The 17,844-nt window shown below is 63.8% G+C and carries 12 protein-coding genes; 3 read left to right on the top strand and 9 right to left on the bottom strand.

The genetic code is table 11. The features are described 5' to 3' along the window. Window positions 1-219 precede the first annotated feature (219 nt). The 6 genes from M2332_RS12785 to M2332_RS12760 all read right to left on the bottom strand — a co-directional run bounded on the left by M2332_RS12785 (window position 220) and on the right by M2332_RS12760 (window position 9,288). On the bottom strand, window positions 220-1,230 hold the full coding sequence (locus tag M2332_RS12785) for a hypothetical protein (RefSeq protein WP_264574345.1): 1,011 nt from the start codon (window positions 1,228-1,230) through the stop codon (window positions 220-222). Between the two features lie 2 nt (window positions 1,231-1,232). After that, window positions 1,233-1,631: a hypothetical protein gene (locus M2332_RS12780; protein ID WP_264574344.1), complete on the bottom strand. Its 399-nt coding sequence runs from the start codon at window positions 1,629-1,631 to the stop codon at window positions 1,233-1,235. 30 nt (window positions 1,632-1,661) lie between these two features. After that, window positions 1,662-2,522 carry a sugar phosphate isomerase/epimerase family protein gene (locus tag M2332_RS12775; RefSeq protein WP_264574343.1) on the bottom strand — a complete coding sequence of 287 codons (861 nt, stop codon included), beginning with the start codon at window positions 2,520-2,522 and terminating at the stop codon, window positions 1,662-1,664. A 43-nt stretch (window positions 2,523-2,565) separates the two neighbouring features. After that, window positions 2,566-5,271 carry a glycoside hydrolase family 2 TIM barrel-domain containing protein gene (locus tag M2332_RS12770; protein WP_264574342.1) on the bottom strand — a complete coding sequence of 902 codons (2,706 nt, stop codon included), beginning with the start codon at window positions 5,269-5,271 and terminating at the stop codon, window positions 2,566-2,568. Window positions 5,272-5,326: 55 nt separating this feature from the next. Beyond that, the gene (locus tag M2332_RS12765) at window positions 5,327-6,850 is read right to left on the bottom strand and encodes a carboxylesterase/lipase family protein (RefSeq protein ID WP_264574341.1); all 1,524 of its coding nucleotides are present in this window, start codon (window positions 6,848-6,850) and stop codon (window positions 5,327-5,329) included. A 176-nt stretch (window positions 6,851-7,026) separates the two neighbouring features. Then, a complete protein-coding gene (locus tag M2332_RS12760) occupies window positions 7,027-9,288 on the bottom strand; it encodes a TonB-dependent receptor (RefSeq protein WP_264574340.1) in 2,262 nt (753 codons plus the stop codon). A gap of 265 nt (window positions 9,289-9,553) precedes the next feature. Here M2332_RS12760 and M2332_RS12755 point away from each other — a divergent pair, with 265 nt between their 5' ends. Further along, window positions 9,554-10,312 carry a FadR/GntR family transcriptional regulator gene (locus M2332_RS12755; RefSeq protein WP_181558593.1) on the top strand — a complete coding sequence of 253 codons (759 nt, stop codon included), beginning with the start codon at window positions 9,554-9,556 and terminating at the stop codon, window positions 10,310-10,312. A 31-nt stretch (window positions 10,313-10,343) separates the two neighbouring features. Here the strand turns inward: M2332_RS12755 and M2332_RS12750 are convergent, their stop codons facing one another. From M2332_RS12750 to manD, 3 genes are all read right to left on the bottom strand, one after another. Continuing rightward, window positions 10,344-12,611: a glycoside hydrolase family 3 protein gene (locus M2332_RS12750; protein ID WP_264574339.1), complete on the bottom strand. Its 2,268-nt coding sequence runs from the start codon at window positions 12,609-12,611 to the stop codon at window positions 10,344-10,346. A gap of 163 nt (window positions 12,612-12,774) precedes the next feature. After that, on the bottom strand, window positions 12,775-13,707 hold the full coding sequence (locus M2332_RS12745; protein WP_264574338.1) for a sugar kinase: 933 nt from the start codon (window positions 13,705-13,707) through the stop codon (window positions 12,775-12,777). Next, window positions 13,707-14,915 carry a D-mannonate dehydratase ManD gene (manD, locus tag M2332_RS12740; protein ID WP_181558590.1) on the bottom strand — a complete coding sequence of 403 codons (1,209 nt, stop codon included), beginning with the start codon at window positions 14,913-14,915 and terminating at the stop codon, window positions 13,707-13,709. The genes M2332_RS12745 and manD overlap by 1 nt, the downstream gene beginning before the upstream one ends. Window positions 14,916-15,025: 110 nt before the next feature. Between manD and uxaC the strand changes: the two genes are divergently transcribed. Then, window positions 15,026-16,435: a glucuronate isomerase gene (gene uxaC / locus M2332_RS12735; RefSeq protein WP_264574337.1), complete on the top strand. Its 1,410-nt coding sequence runs from the start codon at window positions 15,026-15,028 to the stop codon at window positions 16,433-16,435. Next, complete coding sequence (locus M2332_RS12730; RefSeq protein ID WP_264574336.1) at window positions 16,432-17,838, top strand: mannitol dehydrogenase family protein; 1,407 nt, start codon at window positions 16,432-16,434, stop codon at window positions 17,836-17,838. The genes uxaC and M2332_RS12730 overlap by 4 nt, the downstream gene beginning before the upstream one ends. Window positions 17,839-17,844: the final 6 nt, after the last annotated feature.

Below are 17,844 nucleotides of genomic sequence, written 5' to 3'. Positions count from 1 at the left end.
CACGACAATATAGCAATTGCAATGACAATTTGGTCAGCATGCCCGACAGAGAAATGATGACTGCACAGGCAAGAACTGTAGGACCAAAACCTTTACAAATATCTGATTCTACTCCGATTTTATTGCAGGACCGGTGGAACGGCACGGCCAACGGGATACCGACCGACATTTGCCTGACCAATAAATGGGGTTCAAATGAACGCCGACTCGCCCACCCCATCATTTCAATTCGTCGATCATCTCGAGTGCGGATCTCACGATGGCGTCTTCGGCGCAGCCCGGCTGCAGGCGAGACCCAATGACCTGAAAGGTCAAATGCGAGCGCGCAGTGTCGGAATAAATATAGCCGGAATTGGCCGATCCGTTGGCCAGCGAGGTCATCATCAATTGCAAGCCAGGGGTGGAACGCTTGAGACGCGTGCCGATCTCGCTGTAGACCTCGCCATTGATCGCGCTGATATAGACCAGGCCGATCTTCAGCATGCCCGCGCGGATCGTCACCGGTTCCCCGTCGGCATAAGGCGGAGCGGCGCCTTCCCGGACGGGATTGTCCCGGTCCAGCCGGTCTCGCCCCGGACATTGCAACTGCCTGACCACGCCCGCAATCACCCCCTGCCGGCTGCGCGCCAACGTGCCGAAATGCATGAGATCAATGGCGCTCTCCCCGAGAAGCGCTCCCCCTGCCGCGACGATCTGGCTGACGTCCTCGACCGCAGCAAGATAGTCCGCCCGCCTTTGTGCTGGCACAGGGCTGCCCAACGCGGCCATACGGTCGGCCATCGACACTCCGGCGCTCGGCTGGCCCTCTGCCAGTCGCGCGAGAACGCGCATGTCCGACGCGCCGGGCACGCCCCTGCGCACGCGACTCAATCTATTCTGCGCCCGCGTGAATCTGGGGTTCTGGTCACCGGAAGCGCCTTGAGCGAAAATTGCCACCGTTGCGTCGCCATAGCGCCGCTCGATATAGCGCGAGGCTTCGCCCGGCACGTCCGCGCTCACGACGCCCGACATGTAGAAATTGATCGGGTGCATGGCGTAGTTGAGATAGACGCCGATCGGCAGGCCATCCTCCCCCAGCGCTTCGAGAATCGCCAGTGTCTTGTCGGATGGTCCGTCAGGATTGGGCCCCTGTGCCCAGCGGTTGTCCCGCAACAGGTCGCGATTGATGTTGAGGTCCACCTGCGTCGTGCCAAAGCCGATTGTGGCAGGCCGCAACGCGGCCTTGGCCATTGTCACCGCCTTGACGATGCCCAAGGCGCGTCCGGCCCCGCACCCGCGCGCAAGCGCGACGAGCCGGATGCGCTGTGCGTATGAGTGGCCGACACGACGAAATTCTCTTGCGGGCACCCCGTGATCTCTGCCGCTTGGGCGATCGCCTGCCCCACGACCGCGTCGGATATGCCGATCAGATCGGCGCCGACAAGGACTGCGCAGCTCTTGTCATTGGCGATGACAAGGGCGCGGACGTAGAGGGAATCACGAATGATGTCGCCGGGGCTGAGCCTGGACGCATCCGGTGTAATCTCAACTTTCGCCGCCCCCGCCTTCCATGCGCTATCCTGAGCGGCCGCCGCCCCCCATGCGACAAAGGCAGTGGCGCCAAGCAAAGCCGCGCGAACCAGAATTTTCATCACAGACCCCTCCCCTGAATGTGTCGGCTATCAGCGGTCCGAGACCGAGCCTCGCCGCACGCGCTGCACGAACACCGCGCCCCGGCCGGCGGCTGCAATCTCGTCCTCCGGCGCATCGACTTCGACATAGCCGATCGCGTTGGTCATCCTATCGAGCAGCGGTATCAGCCGCGCATAGTTCAATATGCCATCGCCCGGCGGAACCAGCCGGTCATGCTTCGATGGCCCGCGCGATGGATCGACATCCTTGAAATGCATGGCGAGGACGCGCGGCCCCAGCGCGCGGACGAGCCTCAGAGGCTCGGCGCCGCCCAAGGCGGCCCATGCCAGATCGATCTCGAAATCCACCTCGCCGGGCGCAAACCGCTCCGCGATCAACGCGAGCGGGGTCTTTCCCTCGAGCGGAACATGGTCCCAGCCGTGATTGTGGAAAACCAGACGCAGGCCTTCTTCATGTGCCGCGCGCGCAAGATCGTTTAGTCGCGGCAGCCACGCCTCGAACGCCGCGCGCGTCGTCTTGCCGGGGACCGCGCCCTCGAAGAACACCGGCGCGGCCGATTGCGCGACAATCGTTGCGCCGATCTTGCGCGCTGTGGCCATCTGCATTGCCGGCGCCACGCCGTAACCCAGCCGCACGACGCCGACCGACAGACCGGCATCCCGCACCATCGCGGCGGCCTCGACCGGATCAGGCGCCGGCGGCTGGCGGGGGGAGAGCGCGGCGAGCGGGAAACCGAAATGGCTGTACCCCATCGCTTTGGCGGCCTTGAGGGTCCCCGCATAGTCGCGCTGGAGCGCCTGCGCGACGGTGATGCTCGCCAGTCCGAGCGGCCTCGCTTCTGCCGCGGGCCGAACCAGCGAAGGCGTGCATCCTGCTGCGAACGCAGACACCGCGCCCGCCACTACAGCGCGACGGGCAACGCCAGAATCCGGCTCAGTTACCAACCGGTTCGACCTCAATGGCGGAAACCACCGCCTCGCCAACGGAAGCCTTGAACTGCAGCGTCAGCATCTGGCCCGTCACATCGACGTCGAACGTCTCACGCACGACCGCGCGGACGGCGCCAGCCCGGGCGCGAATGTCATAGGCTTGCAGGACCGGCCTGCCATTGGCGGTGACGCTGAACCGCCGCTCGCCGACGCCCTTGTCTGGCTCCACAACGCTCAGCGTGACGCGGTAACGGCCATCGGCGGCGGGGATTCGGTATTGGAACGCCTTCCCCTGCCGAAAACTCGCGACCACATCGCGCCGATCCGTTCCGCTAATCTCGGCGAGGACGGCCTGGCGGCCGCGTCCGCCGGGCTGATCGGTCGTGCCTGCCGTACCGCCGACGAAGAATTCATCCGAGCCGAACTTCACGTCCGCGCGCGCGGCGACGAGCGCGCCGCTGTCGATGCGGAAGCTGCGGGCCTGCGCCGGCGCGACGGTCCAGTCGATCCGATCCATGACCGGGCCGGACGGGAACACGCCACGGGCTTCGATGACATTGCCGCCCTGCTTCAGGCGCACGGCCGGCCATACGCATACACTGTCGGGGCAATCCTTCAGACCGCCCAGCGTGCGGCCATTCACCGTGAGCAGGGTCTCCGGGGCATTGCTGTAAACGCGAATGTCGGTGACGGGATAGGCGCGGTCCACATAGCGACGGCCGTTGATGTGGACGGTCGGCTTGTCGGACCAGTTCGCGCGATAGAAGTAGAAAATGTCCTTTCTGATTTTGCGATCATAGGTGACGATGCCCTTGGTATTGATGTCCTGCGCATCGCCCTCGCGCCGCACCGTCGAGCCGAAATCGAAGCCGTTCCACAGCCAGATGCCCCAAAGATCGCGCCGATCCTTGAGCACCTTCCAGCTCTGCTCATGATACCAGGAGAAGAAGGCTTCCGGCTGGGTCCGCCCAGCAGATTCAATCGGGCCGCCCAGCGGATTGTCCGATGCCATGTTGGCCGCGCCGCCAGCCCCGATCTCGCTGATCGAAATCGGCTGATCGGGTCGCTTGGCGCGCAGTTCATCGAGATGCGCGCCAAGCTGATCCGGCTCGCCATAATACCAGCCATAATAACGGTTGGCGCCGACGGCATCGACCGACTCCGCAACGGGCGGCACGTCCGGCATGCCCCGGCCTTCACAGCATTGCGCCAGCACGACCGGCCGTAGCGGATCGACCGATTTGGCCAGCGCGTTCAGCTCGTCAAGCAGCGGGCGCGGATTGGCCAGCACCTCCGGTGGGCGGCCTAGAAAGTCCGGCCGGCCCGGGCCGAAATCCACTTCATTGGCGATGCCCCACACCGCGACCGAGGCGTGATTGTAATTCTGCTTGATGAGATCCTGCAATTGCATCCGCGCATTCTCGCGAATGCCCGCCGGCGCTTCGGTCTGGTCGCGCGCATTGGTCCAAGCCGTCACCAGCGCGATCTCGTCCCACAGGATGAGGCCATAGCGGTCTGCGAGGTCGTGGATCGGCTGGCCGTGCTGATAATGGGCGAGGCGCAGGGAATTGGCGCCCATATCGCGCATGATGTCCACCGTCTCTGCCACGTCCTTGGGCGTCATGGCCCAGTCGGCGGCTTCATTATCCTGATGCAGCCCCACGCCGACGAGCGGCATACGCTTGCCGTTGAGGAAAAAGCCCTCCTTCGGGTCGAGCCTCAGCGTGCGGATGCCGAAGGGCTGGTCCAGTGCATCGAGCAATTCGCCGGTGGCAGACCGCATCTCGAAGCGCAGCGTGTGGAGATAGGGATCGGCCGTGCCGTTCCACAGATGCGGATTGGCGACGACCAGCGCACCGCGCATCTCCCTGACCGCGCCAGCGGCCAGCTGCGCCGTCTCGCGCCATGTCGCGACCGCCTTGCCGCGATGATCGAGCAATTGCGCGTCGATCGTCACCGGCTGCGCGGAGGCGCTGTCGTTTCTGAGCCGCGCGAGCAGATCGATAGTCGCCCGGCCGCTCTCAACGCTGCGGGTCGCGGCGTAGATGCCCGGCCCGCCATGATCGAGCATGTCGATATGGACCGGATTGGTCGTGACGAGACTGACCGGCCGATACAGCCCGCCCCGCACAAAGAAGTCGCCGGTCATCGGCAGCACGTCCTCAGTGCTGTTCCCCAGACGCGGCTGGGTGTTGTCGACTTTCACGTAGAGCGAATTGGGCTCGCCGAAGCGGATCACGCTGCTGGCATCCAGGCGGAAGCGACCAAACGGATTGCGATGCTCGCCCAAGCGCACGCCATTCAGCCACACCTCGGCGGTCCGGCTGGCTGCATCGAATTCCAGAAAGGCACGCTTGCCCGCATTCGCCGCTGCGGGCGTGAAGGTCAGCTGATACCAGCCGACGCCCTGGGTCTTGTTGACTGTCTCCGCCGAGTTCACATGCGTTTTCGGGTCGGAGAGATAATAGCCGACGCGATTCCAGCTGTGCGGCACCGAGACCGGCTTCCAGTTCTCCGACTTAGGGTCATGCGCGGCGGGACCGGCTTGGCCGACCAGATTGAACTGCCAGCCGTCGGCCAGCGCCATTCTGGTGCGCACGTGCTCGCTGGCCTGATTGCTGGACGACACCGCGTCACGGGCAAGCGATGGGGAGGCCTGGCTCGTTGCAGCGAGCGCCAGAACCAGTGCCATCGATGTCATCATCCGCATATCTATCTCGCCTTCTTCATGTCCTAGTGCGCGTCTTCAGGCAGGCGTTCGCCGGTCAGTCGCGCGCCGCGCCACCTGCGGGACGCTGGGCGGGCGCGGCACGGAAGAACGCCAGCCTGCGCTCGTCCGGCCAGGCAGAGATATGTGCATCAGCCCCGAGTTCGAGCAGGCGCGGACGGGCCGGGTCGAACGTCACCCATTTGAGTTGCTGCGTGTCCGGCTTCCCCGAGCGGGCAAAGGCGACGAGCGAATCCGTCATCGCGCTGCTGAACGCGCGGTCTGCCTGGGACCAGTCCCGCATGGGGCGGAAGCGATCGAAGCTGTCGATCGTGGAGAGCCAGAACGGCACTTCCGAGGTGTGGTAAGCGCCGGCCGTCGCGGGATCGAGGTCGGGGATGTGCACCCCGGCCGGGTAGGAATGCGGGCGGGCGAACATATAGCTGTAAACCGGCGCTTTGCCTTTCGCGACCTGCGCCCGCGCCCAGGCATCCATCGCCGCCGCCATCGTCCCGTCCCGGTCCGCAACCCGCGCCTGCGCTTTCGCTTCAGCATCGGTCGCCGCGGGGTAAAGCTTCAGGAAGGCGTCCGCACGACCGCCGAAGACGGCCGCAGCCCGCGCCTTGTAGTCAGCCAGCGTCTGCACAGGGCCGAGGCCACCGAGCGATTCATCGCGCGTGAAGCCGAGCATGAGCGGGACATCGCTCTGGGCAGACCGGTTGAAGGCCTCGTCAATCGGGTAAGGCAACACATAGCCATCTTCGATCGGGCCGACCGGCGGAGTTCCGGGCACGCGCGGCACGACCAGCCGGTCGGCGGGCATGGCGCGAAGATCAGCGAGGTTGCTGCCCTTCCAGATGGCCTGCAGCCGCACGCCATCTTGCTCGGCCTGCGCCAGGGGACGCATGGCACCCGGCGCCGCCGAGCCGATGAGCGCACCGCTCATGCCCACGGCGCGCTGGAAAAGACCCTTGGCAAGCGGGCTGGCCTGCAAAGCGAGAACCGACATCGACCCGGCCGACTGGCCAGCAATGGTCACATTGGAAGGATCGCCGCCAAATTGCGCGATGTTCTCCTGCACCCAGCGCAACGCGGCGATCTGGTCCAGGAATCCATAATTGCCCGATGCTTTATGCCCCGATTCAGAGGTCAGATCGGGATGCGCGAAAAAGCCCAGCGGGCCGACGCGATAATTGAGATTGACGAAGACAACGTCCCGCGTGGCGACAGTCTCGCCACCGTACAGCGCCATGCTGCCCGCGCCGATGAAGAAGCCGCCCCCATGCAAGAAGATGATCACGGGCGCCTTGTTGAGTCCCGGCTTGGCCCAGATGTTGAGATAAAGGCAGTCTTCGCTGGTGACTTCCGCGCCGGAATATTGGTTGGTCAGGATGCCGCGCTGCTGCTGCATGCATTGCGGGCCGAACCGGTCGGCATGATAGATGCCCTTCCAGGCCGCCACCGGCTGGGGCGCCCGCCAGCGCAAATCCCGTACCGGCGGTGCGGCATAAGGCACGCCCAGAAACGCGCGAACGCCGGAGGGCAGCATCCGTCCCTCAATCGCCCCCGCCTGCGTCGTCACCCGCGGCTCGGATGTGCCAACGGCCTCCCCAGCCAATGCCGGAGGGGCCGCCGATAACGCGCCGAGGAAAAAGAGGCCAGGACCACGCCATTGCTGAATGAACCCTCTCAAACGGGCAATCGTCATGGTACTGTCCTCTCTTTCAGTTCTGCTTTGTTCCGTTGATCGGAACGGTTTTAGTTGCTCGCTCCAAAACCGACCCGGAGGCGGACGCCGACATAGCGCTGATAGTTGCGCGGAACCTGCTGGATCAGCGTCGGGGCCGAGTATCCATTGCCCGTATAATCGGTGATGGACGTCAGATACGCCTTGTTGAACAAGTTGTTGACGAAGAACGACAGATCCCAGTTCACAGCGCCCGTGCTGCGCAGGCCAATGCTGGCATTGGCGATGCCATAGGCATCGAACTTGGTGAGCGGGTTGCGATCCAGCGAGAAGTTGACATCATCCTGCCAGGCATAGTTCGCGCTCATATAGGCGTTGATCTCGGTGCCCTGAATGGGCGCCTCGTATACGCCACCGACGTTGAACTTGAAGTCCGGCGAATTGGCGAGACCAACGCCAGCCAGATCCTGCACGAACGTGGTCGTGCCCGGAATGGCGACGCAGCCCTGCGCGACCGTCTGACCAGGATAGCAGCTCGCGCCCGGGAATTCGCGGATCTTCGCGTCGACGTAAGCGGCCGAACCATAGAGGTTGAGGTTCGGAGTCGCCCGGATGGAGCCCTCGAACTCGATACCCTTGGTGCGCAGCTTGCCGACATTCTTGAGAATGAATTGCGGCGCACCGGCGATGAATTCCGCGCTCTGCGCCTGGAAGTCGTCATAGTCGGTCCAGAAGCCGGTGATCGCGAACGATCCACGGTTGCCCCAGAAGCGACCCTTCATACCGACTTCGTAAGATACGGAATGCTCGGGCTTGACGAGATTGTCGATCCGCGACTGGTTGAAGCCCGACGAGATGTCGTAGGCCTGCCCCTTATAGCCCTTGGCGATGGCGGCATAGACCATCACTTCGTCGCTCACGAACTGCTGCAGCGAGGCCTTGCCGGTGACCGCCGTATCGCTACGCTGATCTTCGTAGACGACAGGCGTTGCCGGCCGATTATCGCGATAGAACACGCCGACGGTCTCGCGATTCACGCGGCCGCCGAGCGTGAGCTTGGTCGTGGGCGTGAAATTATAGCCGAGCTGACCGAAGGCGGCATAGCTTTCCGTCGACGCGGTCGAATCCCAATCCTGACGGAGGAACGACAAGAAAGACGGCGCCGAACGGATGAAGCGGCGATCGGTATTGCCATCAGCATAGAACAGGCCGACCATATACTCGAACGGGCTGGCGCCCCGCGAGGTCAGGCGCAGCTCCTGGCTGAACATCGTCGCATCATAGGGGCCGCCCTGATAGAGGGTCGGCGCGGCAGAGAAGTCGAGATCCTGGCCGGATTCCAGCTTCCAGCGCTGATAGGCGGAAACCGATGTCAGCGTCGCAAAGCCCAGGTCAAGATCGGCTTTGGCCGACAGCAGATACTGGAAGCTGTCAGCGCGCGGATCGCCATCGAAGCGGACATTGTCGTTGCCGACGCCCGGCCGGATGCCGCGCAGGTCAATCGCCGCGCCATTCTGGGTCGCACCAGGGGTCACATAATAATAGGTCGGCGCGTTGCCGTTCGACTTGGTGTTGCTGTAATTGCCGGACAGCGTGAGATCGAGGTTGCCGGCACCGTAAGTGAACTTGCCGCCAAAACCGTAGCTTTCCGCGCCATTGAGGCGATGACCGTTGGTCAGGTTGTTGATGTAGCCTTCACGGTCGGAATAGAAGCCGTTCAGCCGGAAGCCGGCATTCTGGCCGATGGGACCGGAGAGCATGGCGGATACCCGCGTCTCGTCGTCATTGGTCAGGACACCTTCGACATAACCGCTCAGGTCACGCGTCGGATTCTTGGTCGTGATGTTGACCACGCCGGCAGACGCGTTCTTGCCGAACAGGGAATCCTGCGGCCCACGCAGAACCTCGACCTGCGCGATGTCATTCAACCCGCCACCGAACGCCTGGCCCTGCTGAAGCAGTGCCACACCGTCCACGACGATCGAGACGGCGGGCTCAGTGCTGGTCGAAAAGGAGAAGGTGCCGATGCCGCGGATCGAGACGGACGACGACGCCGAATTGCCCTGCTCGTTCACCGTCAGCGACGGCGACACGCGGGTAATGTCGGAGAATTGGGTGACCTGCGCCGTGTTCAGCACCGCCGAGTTGATCACGCTGACCGCCGCCGGAACTTCAAGAATGTCCTGCTCCCGCTTTTGCGCGGTCACGATGATCGCTTCCGGCTCAGCCCCGGCACCGGCTTCGGGCGCGCTCTGGGCGAAGCCAGGCGTTGCGACCGCACAGGCCGCCGCCAATGCAGCAGACGCAACGGAAAAACGTAGGAAAAAACGCATTTAGGGAGATCCTCTTACCAAAACTCGGAACCGAACCGGACCTGGCCAAGTCACTGCGGATAATTGGTCATGCCACATTGTAGGCAGAATATAAATGGCTGTGGCGGGAAAAATCAGCGTGCTGACCGAAAACGGCTAATTTCAGCCGCCACTTTCATATTCGACTGTTGCAAAGAAACCGCGCAAAGGTGTCTGGCCAATCCGCTCAATCCGCGATAGCATCGCCGCTTTCCTCTGGCAGAGGGTCGACATAGAACAGGTGGTCATGGCATCCGAACCGATCAGCGGCAGAGACCGACTTTATCAGGCAATCGCGCACCAGTTGCTGGAGGTGTTCGGGAGCGGGCGCTACAAGCCTGGCGACCGGCTACCCACGGAGCGGGAACTCGCGATCCAGTATAATGTCAGCCGCCCGACGATCCGCGAGGCGATCATCGCGCTGGAGGTTCAGGGCATCGTCGAAGTCCGCGTCGGCTCCGGCGCCTATCTCAAAGGCCTGCCCAGCGCGGGCGATCCTGCGGCATTCAATGTCAGCGCCTTCGAACTGACCGAAGCGCGCTTGCTGCTGGAAGGCGAAGCGGCCGCGCTTGCGGCGGCGCAGATCACCGACGAGGAGCTCGCTACGCTGGCGCAGCTGATCGACGAGATTGCGACAGAGAATGAGCGCAACGCCGGCACGGAAGACGCCGACCACCAGTTCCACCTGACCATCGCGCGGGCGACGCGCAATTCGGCGATCGTGAACCTCATCGACAATCTCTGGTCGTTGCGCGCCAAATCCCCTGAGACCGCCCTGCTCTATGCCAAGGCGCGATCGGCCAATGTCAAACCGGTCATCGACGAGCATCAGGTCATTCTCGATGCGCTGCGGACGCGCGACCCCGCCAAGGCCCGCGCCGCCATGCGCGCGCATCTGACCGCGGTTCTGGACAGCCTGCTCTTTGCTACCGAGGAAAAGGCGATCGAGGAAGCGCGCAAGGCATCGGCATCGAAGCGCGCCCGCTATGAAAGGGCGATTGCCTGAGCAACGCGCCGGGCTCCCCCGGCATGCCCACTCAGTAGGTCAGGCCAAAGCCGAACGGATAGAGCGTGCCGCCCGGCGTCTCGGCATAGCCGGGCGCATCGGAATGCTGCCGGTCGACAGCATCGAGCGAGGCAGGCAAGGCGAAAGGCAGGCGCCCGGCCGGGGCCTGCTTGCCGGTCAGCACGTCGATCTGGGCCGCATCGCTCGCCCCGAAGCTCGCGACGATCGCCCCGGCATTCCGCAGCCCGCTGCCTTCATCGAGCACATAAGGCTGGCGGAAATAGATATTGAGGATCACGCGGCGCGGATCGCCGATTTCGCGCATGACCGCCTGAATGTCCGCCAGCGACGGATAGACCGACCAGCTCTGCGCCTTCGCCATGGCGGAAAAGGACAGCATCCCTGCTTCCCAGGGAAACGCGCCGCCGAAAATCAGATTGTCGTCCACGCAGGTGACGTCCTTGCTGACACCGGGCGCCGTGCAGGGGTCCTGCTCACCCCAGCTTGCCTGCCGCTTGCCCGTCACGCGGTTGGCGATGCTGGTCGCCGGATCGACCGCGCGCCCGCCGGCTTCGGTTGACTTGCTGGAATAGCGCCGCGCCCCGTCCGTGCTCACGCGGACATTGATGACGGCATAGTCCGTGCCCGCCGGGACGACGGGACGGACCTGCCCCTTTTTCGCGTCATAATTGCCGTCAGTCGCTGCGAAACCCCGCGCGGCGAAGTCAGCACCGGCAAAGCCCATGGTGTAGATGCGACTGCCCGGGCGGAGCGGCAACACAGCCGAGCCGTCCACCTTCTGATTGTGCAGCAGCACGAGCGACCGCCGCTGAACATCCAGCCCCAGCGCGCGATGCTCAGCCGTGCCGATCATCTGCGGCGCAGCTTCGGCGTCGACATAGGGATTTTCGAACAGGCCCAGCGCGAATTGTTCCGTCAGCAGCCGCTCGACCGCCGGATCAATATCGCGCGCCTCGCTCAATGCGCCGTCCCTTACGAGATCGATGATCGTGCTCTTGCTGCGGAATTCGGAGAGAATATCCGTGCCAGCACGAACGGCGAGCGCGGTGCGATCCGCGATGGTGTATCCCTTGCCAGTCGCCGGATTGATGCGACTGTCTTCCAGACCCCATCCGCGCTCTTCGATGATGCCACTGTCCGAGTTCACATAGCCGCGAAAGCCCAGCTCATCCCGCAGAATACCCGTGACGATCTGCCGCGAGAACGCCATGCCCAGACTTTCGACCGGCCGCCCGCCATGATGCGCATCAACCGGCACGCCATAATAAGGCATGATCGAACCCACGCCCGCGTCGATGGCTCGCTGGAAGGGGCGCAGATGATAATCGAACCCATACCGTCCGCTCGGATCGGTGTAGAACTGGTCCTTGCCGAATGTGTAATGCGCATCCAGCCCGAGCTGCTGCGGCCCACCGCCGGGGAAGTGCTTGAGCGTCATGCTGACTGCGGTGGCCGGAGAGAGCGCAAGGCCGCCCTGCCCTTTCTCGCCCTGCAGACCCTGAACGAGCGCCGTCACGATATCGCTGACCAGATCGGCATCTTCGCTGAACGTTTCGTGGAAGCGTGACCAGCGCGGCTCCGTGCCCAGATCCGCCATATAACCATACATGCCGCGCAGGCCGATGGCCCGCCACTCCTGGCCCATGACGCGCGTAAATCCGGTGATGACGGACATATCGCCCCGCAGGCCAGCGGGTGGCGCACCGTCCGTTGCGCTGAGCAGCCCTGCAGCGCCAAGCGCAGCGGCAGCGAGCCCCGCCTCTTTCGGAAATTCGGTAAAGGCACCGGCGCCCTGGCCGATGCCGAAGGTCGGGCTGACCTCGACATGGTTGCGGGCATTGTCCTTGAAAAGCGCGGGGATGCCAAGCCGGCTCGCCTCGCGCGCTTCCTGCACCGCATTGGTGAAGCGCGCCATCTGCAGCGGCGTCTGCCTGTAACCGCCCCTCAGACGGAAGCCGGTCAATTTGACCGAACAATCTGCCGGCTCCGTGGAGACCGTGGCGCGCAGGATGAAGCGGCTCATCTCCTCCTTTTCGATGAGCGCCTTGCCATCCTCAGTGATCGAGCCGTCACAATCGGGATTTTGCGTCGCGATCAGCATCGTCCCCGCCTTCTCGGCCAGCGTCATGCGCGTCACGAGATCGCGTGCACGTTCAAGCGCCGTCAAACGCCAGTCTTCATAGGGTTCGAGCGTGCCGGAGGCATTGAGGTCTTTGAACCGCAGTCCGGCCACAGTGATGACCGGCTTGCTGCGCGCCGCGACATCCGGCTGTGTCATCGTCGGTGAAGCAGATGGAGTAGACGCGGCGGCGGACCGGTCCGTTGTCGCACAGCCGCTAAACACGGCGCAGAGCGCCATTGCGGATACCGAGAACGAAATCTTGCCAGTCATGCGCACGGCCTTCTCCAATCATGCTGTTCTTATTGGCGGGGTCACCCGGTCAAACGGCCATCCCTGTGTCGTCGCCCGATGGCCGACTGTAGATCCCGGCTTCGGCCGGCGGAATAGCCCCGCGCCGCTGCACAACCCAAGCGGCCAGAGCATTGCCGGCCTCCGCCGACGCCTCCGGACTTCGCCCCACCAGCCGATGAGCCAGATAGCCGCCATTGAATGCATCGCCCGCGCCGGAGGTATCCAAAGGGCGCGCCACGATCTTGCGGGTCGGAACGAGGCAATCGCCCGCCATCGCGCCGGTCGCCCCCATTTTTACAGCGACCTCATCGACGCCGCGCTCGCGCCAATAGGTTATTGCTTCCTCGCAAGAAGTCGTCCCGAGCAGAGCCTGCTCATCATCGAGCGTCGGCAGACCAATGGACGCTGTCCGCAGCGCCGCATCATGCCAATGCCGGGCCGCCGCCACCGTCTCCCAAAGCGCCGGACGGTAGTTGCTGTCAAACGCGATGCGGCCACCGGCTGCGCGGCGGCTCCGCAAAATATCGAGCAACGTAGCGCGGTCTTCCTCCGGGAGGATGGCCAGCGTCACCAGCGAAAAATAAACTATCAGCTCGGCGTTACGGACTGCAGCGGCGAGGGTATCGGGCGCGATCAGTGAAACCAGGCGTCGTGCGGCGCTGTCGCTGCGCCGATAGGTGAAGGAGCGCTCGCCCCGTTCGTCGGTCGCGATGAAATAGATGCCGCACTCATGCGCCGGACTGCGCGCCACGCATGAAAGGTCCAGCCCCTCGCCCTGCCACTGTGCCGCGAGAAAATCGCTGAACCCATCGCGCCCGATGGCCGTCGCAAGGCCGGTCGCGATACCGAAGCGCGCCAGATGAACGGCCGTGTTGACCACATCGCCGCCATGGGCCTGCCGCCAGCACGCATCCTCCCGCCGGAACTCGACCATGCCCTCGCCGATCGCGAGAACGCGCATCACCAGTTCCACATGCTGCCGTCGGACAGCCGCGCGACCGGCAGATAGGCCGGCTTGTAGGGATATTTGGCGGCCAGAGTTTCATCGATGTCGACGCCATGACCCGGCGTCTCGCCGCAGTAGAGAAAACCGCGCTCGAAATGGTAATCATGGGGGAAGACGGCGTCCGTCTCCTCGGTGTGGCGCATATATTCCTGAATGCCGAAATTCGGCACCCAGGTATCGAAATGCAGGGCCGTGCCCATCGTCACCGGCGAGAGATCGGTCGCGCCGTGGCAGCCCGTGCGGACCTGATAGAGCGAGGCCAGATCGGCGATGCGCCGCAGATGCGAAACGCCGCCCGCGCCTACAATGGTCGTGCGGATATAGTCGATCAGCTGGTTCTGGATGAGATCCTTGGCATCCCAGATGGTGTTGAAGATCTCGCCGACGGCCAGCGGGGTGACCGTGTGCTGGCGGACCAGCTTGAAGGCTTCCTGATTCTCCGCGGGCGTGACGTCTTCCAGCCAGAAAAGCTGATAGGGCTCGAGCATCTTGCCGAGATTGGCGGCTTCCTGCGGCGTGTAGCGATGGTGGCCATCATGCAGCAGATGATGGTCGAACCCGTAGGTCAGGCGCAGCTTGTCGAACAGCTTGGGCACATGGTTGAGCGCCTTGCGCGTATCCCAGCCGGTGACGGAAGGCAGCGCGGCATCGGCAGGCTCGTAGTAGAGCTTGCCACGCCCGACGCCATAGGCGTCCTTCACATTGGGAATACCCGTCTGCGCGCGGATCGCCTGATAGCCCATGTCGATATATTCGCCCACGGCATCGACGGTTTCTTCGATATCCGAGCCATTGGCATGGCCGTAGACCATCACGCCATCGCGGCTGCGGCCACCCAGAAGCTGGTACAGGGGCATATTGGCCATCTTGGCCTTGATGTCCCAGAGCGCGACATCCACCGCCGCGATGGCCCGCATGGTCACCGGTCCGCGCCGCCAATAGGCCCCGCGATAGAGATATTGCCAGATATCCTCGATCCGCCGCGGGTCCATGCCGATGAGGCAGGGCGCCACATGGTCCTGCAGATAGGACACGACCGAAAGCTCCCGCCCGTTGAGCGTGGCATCGCCGATTCCATAAACGCCCTGATCGGTCTCGATCTTGAGCGTCACGAAATTGCGTCCGGGACAGGTGACGATGACCCGAGCGGCAGTTATCTTCATTGCAGGCAAAGCTCCCGATGAGTGTCCAAGCATTTTCGCCTGACAATCAATACTAGATTGGTCAGGCATTGTATGGCAAGGGGTCATTTCCGGTCGCCAGGGAGAAGGTCATGAGTCCACTGAAACTGCATCCTGATCGGCTGTTTCCTGCGGACTCCATCACGCGCGCAATCGCTCGCGACCTTTATGCACAGGTTGCGCAACTGCCGATCGTGAGCCCCCATGGCCATACTGACCCGCGCTGGTTTGCGGACAATCAGGCATTCAGCAATGCCGCAGACCTGCTGCTGGTCCCCGACCATTATCTCCTGCGGATGCTCTACAGCCAGGGCATTCCCATGGAGAAGCTGGGCGTGCGGCGGCGCGGCGAAGCGGCGGAGACGGCGCCGCGAGAAGCATGGCGCATCTTTGCGGCCCATTATCACCTGTTCCGTGGCACCCCTTCGCGGCTCTGGTTGGATTGGGTGTTCGCCGAAGTGTTCGGTCTCGCCCAGCGGCTGGATGCGGACAGCGCCGACGCATATTACGATGCCATCGCAGAGCAGCTGGCGCAGGAGGCGTTCCGCCCTCGCGCGCTGTTCGAGCGCTTCAATATCGAAGTGATCGCCACCACCGAGTCCCCCCTCGACAGTCTCGACCATCACCGCACGATTGCCGCCAGCGGCTGGTCCGGCCGGGTGATTACCGCCTATCGCCCGGACCCAGTGATCGATCCCGAATTCGAGGGTTTTCGCGACAATCTGGTGCGCTTTGGCGAGTTGGCCGGCGAAGATTGCTTCACCTATGAGGGCTATCTCGCCGCGCACCGCAACCGCCGGGCGTTTTTCGCCCGGATGGGCGCAACCTCAACCGATCACGGCCACCCAACCGCTGCGACGGCGGACCTTGACGACGCGCAGGCCCGCGCTCTTTTCGCGCGCGTCATTGCCCCGGACGTGAGCGCCGCGGATGCCGAACTGTTCCGCGCGCACATGCTGACGGTCATGGCCGGCATGAGCATCGAGGATGGATTGGTCATGCAAATCCACCCTGGCTGTTTCCGCAATCACAATCCCTGGCTGTTTGAGCATTTCGGGCGGGATAAGGGCGCGGACATCCCGGTGCGCACCGAATATGTCCATGCGCTGCGGCCACTGCTCGCCAAATATGGCCGCGATCCGCGCCTGTCCCTCATCGTTTTCACGCTGGATGAAACGACCTACAGCCGGGAATTGGCCCCGCTTGCCGGCCACTATCCGGCACTCAAGCTCGGCCCGGCCTGGTGGTTCCACGATAGCCCGGAAGGCATGTGGCGCTTCCGGGAGAATGTCACGGAGACAGCGGGCTTCTACAACACAGTCGGCTTCAACGACGACACGCGTGCCTTCATGTCCATTCCCGCGCGCCACGATGTCGCCCGCCGGGTCGATTGCGCCTTTCTCGCGCGGCTGGTCGCCGAGCATCGGCTGGAGGACTGGGAAGCTGCCGAACTCGCGCAGGATCTCGCCTATAATTTCGCCAAGGCAGCGTACAAACTATGAGGCTCTCCGAGCAGACCCTCGCGTCGCTCGATGCGCGCGCTATTCAGGTGCCTTACGATCGCGCCGCCGGCAGCAAGCAGATCGTCCATCTTGGCCTGGGCGCCTTCACGCGAGCGCATCAGGCCGTGTTTACCGAAGATGCCATTGCGACGTCGGGCGAGGTCTGGCGCATCATCGGCGTATCGATGCGCAGCGCCACGGTGCGCGATCAGCTTGCGCCGCAGGATTGCCTGTTCACCGTGACCACGAAGGGCGAAGGCGCGCCTGCGACGCGGCTGGTGCGCTGCCTGAGCGATATCATCGTCGCCCCGGAAGACCCGGCCCGTGTGGTGTCCGCCATCGCCGATCCCAAGACCCATATCGTGACGCTGACCGTGACCGAGAAAGGCTATCACCTTTCCGGCAGGCAGGACGACGCGCTCGACCCGCTGCTGCAGGACGACCCCGCAAGCCCGGCGCCGCGCACCATCTACGGCTATCTCGCACAAGGTCTGAAGCAGCGCCGGGACCAGGGCCTGCCCGGCCTCACGATCCTGAGCTGCGACAATCTGGCGGACAATGGCACCCGCTTGCGCGCCATGCTCCTCAAGGTGCTGACCGGCACCGACCCGCAATTGGCGCGATGGTGCGCGGATAACTGCACCTTCCCCTGCTCCATGGTCGATCGGATCGTCCCGGCGACGCAGCCCGATGATATCGACCGGCTGGAAAGCATGATCGGTCTGCGGGACGAGGCTGCAGTGTTCACCGAACCCTTCCGCCAATGGGTGATCGAGGATCGGTTCGCCGGCCCCCGCCCCCCATGGGAAGCTGCTGGTGCCGAGATCGTGGCGGATGTGCGCCCCTATGAGACGGCCAAGTTGCGGATGCTCAATGGCGCCCACTCCGCGCTCGCCTATCTCGGCCTTGCCAAGGGGCATGAGCTGGTCAGCCAGGCCATGGCCGACCCAGACATCGGCGCGCTGATCCGCAGCCTGATGCGGGACGAAGCCGCCGACAGTTTCCAGCCGGCCGCCGGGCAAGACCTGCAGGCTTATGCGGCCTCGCTGGAAACCCGCTTCGCCAACCCCGCCCTTCCCCACCGGCTCGCCCAGATCGCCATGGATGGATCGCAGAAGATCCCCCAGCGCTGGCTGGCGACGCTTGCCGACCGGCAGGCGCAGGAGAAAGCCTCGCCTGCGATCCTGAGAGCCCTCGCCGCGTGGATCGCGCATGTGCGGGGCGACAATCCGCATGTCAGCGATCCCCGTGCGGAGGCGCTGGCGCTGGCCTGGAAGCAGGCCGGCCGGGACGGGATCGCCGCCGCGCTTTTCGCAGAGAGCGGATTGATCGCCTCCTCGTGGAAACCCACGAGCGATGAACTGGCCGCACTGTCCAGTCATCTGGAAACGATGGCAGACTGACTTTGC

Origin of the sequence: Sphingobium sp. B11D3A (assembly GCF_025961695.1) — a bacterium.
Lineage (GTDB): Bacteria > Pseudomonadota > Alphaproteobacteria > Sphingomonadales > Sphingomonadaceae > Sphingobium.
Note: the sequence above shows the minus strand (reverse complement) of the source record. Positions and strands in the feature narration are given on the sequence as shown.

Bases quoted from the DNA above. Each gene is read 5' to 3' on its own strand.
- M2332_RS12785 (WP_264574345.1), bottom strand. From the start codon at position 1,230: ATGGCCAAGGCCGCGTTGCGGCCTGCCACAATCGGCTTTGGCACGACG.
- M2332_RS12780 (WP_264574344.1), bottom strand. From the start codon at position 1,631: ATGAAAATTCTGGTTCGCGCGGCTTTGCTTGGCGCCACTGCCTTTGTC.
- M2332_RS12770 (WP_264574342.1), bottom strand. From the start codon at position 5,271: ATGCGGATGATGACATCGATGGCACTGGTTCTGGCGCTCGCTGCAACG.
- M2332_RS12760 (WP_264574340.1), bottom strand. From the start codon at position 9,288: ATGCGTTTTTTCCTACGTTTTTCCGTTGCGTCTGCTGCATTGGCGGCG.
- M2332_RS12755 (WP_181558593.1), top strand. From the start codon at position 9,554: ATGGCATCCGAACCGATCAGCGGCAGAGACCGACTTTATCAGGCAATC.
- M2332_RS12750 (WP_264574339.1), bottom strand. From the start codon at position 12,611: ATGACACAGCCGGATGTCGCGGCGCGCAGCAAGCCGGTCATCACTGTG.
- M2332_RS12745 (WP_264574338.1), bottom strand. From the start codon at position 13,707: ATGCGCGTTCTCGCGATCGGCGAGGGCATGGTCGAGTTCCGGCGGGAG.
- manD (WP_181558590.1), bottom strand. From the start codon at position 14,915: ATGAAGATAACTGCCGCTCGGGTCATCGTCACCTGTCCCGGACGCAAT.
- uxaC (WP_264574337.1), top strand. From the start codon at position 15,026: ATGAGTCCACTGAAACTGCATCCTGATCGGCTGTTTCCTGCGGACTCC.
- M2332_RS12730 (WP_264574336.1), top strand. From the start codon at position 16,432: ATGAGGCTCTCCGAGCAGACCCTCGCGTCGCTCGATGCGCGCGCTATT.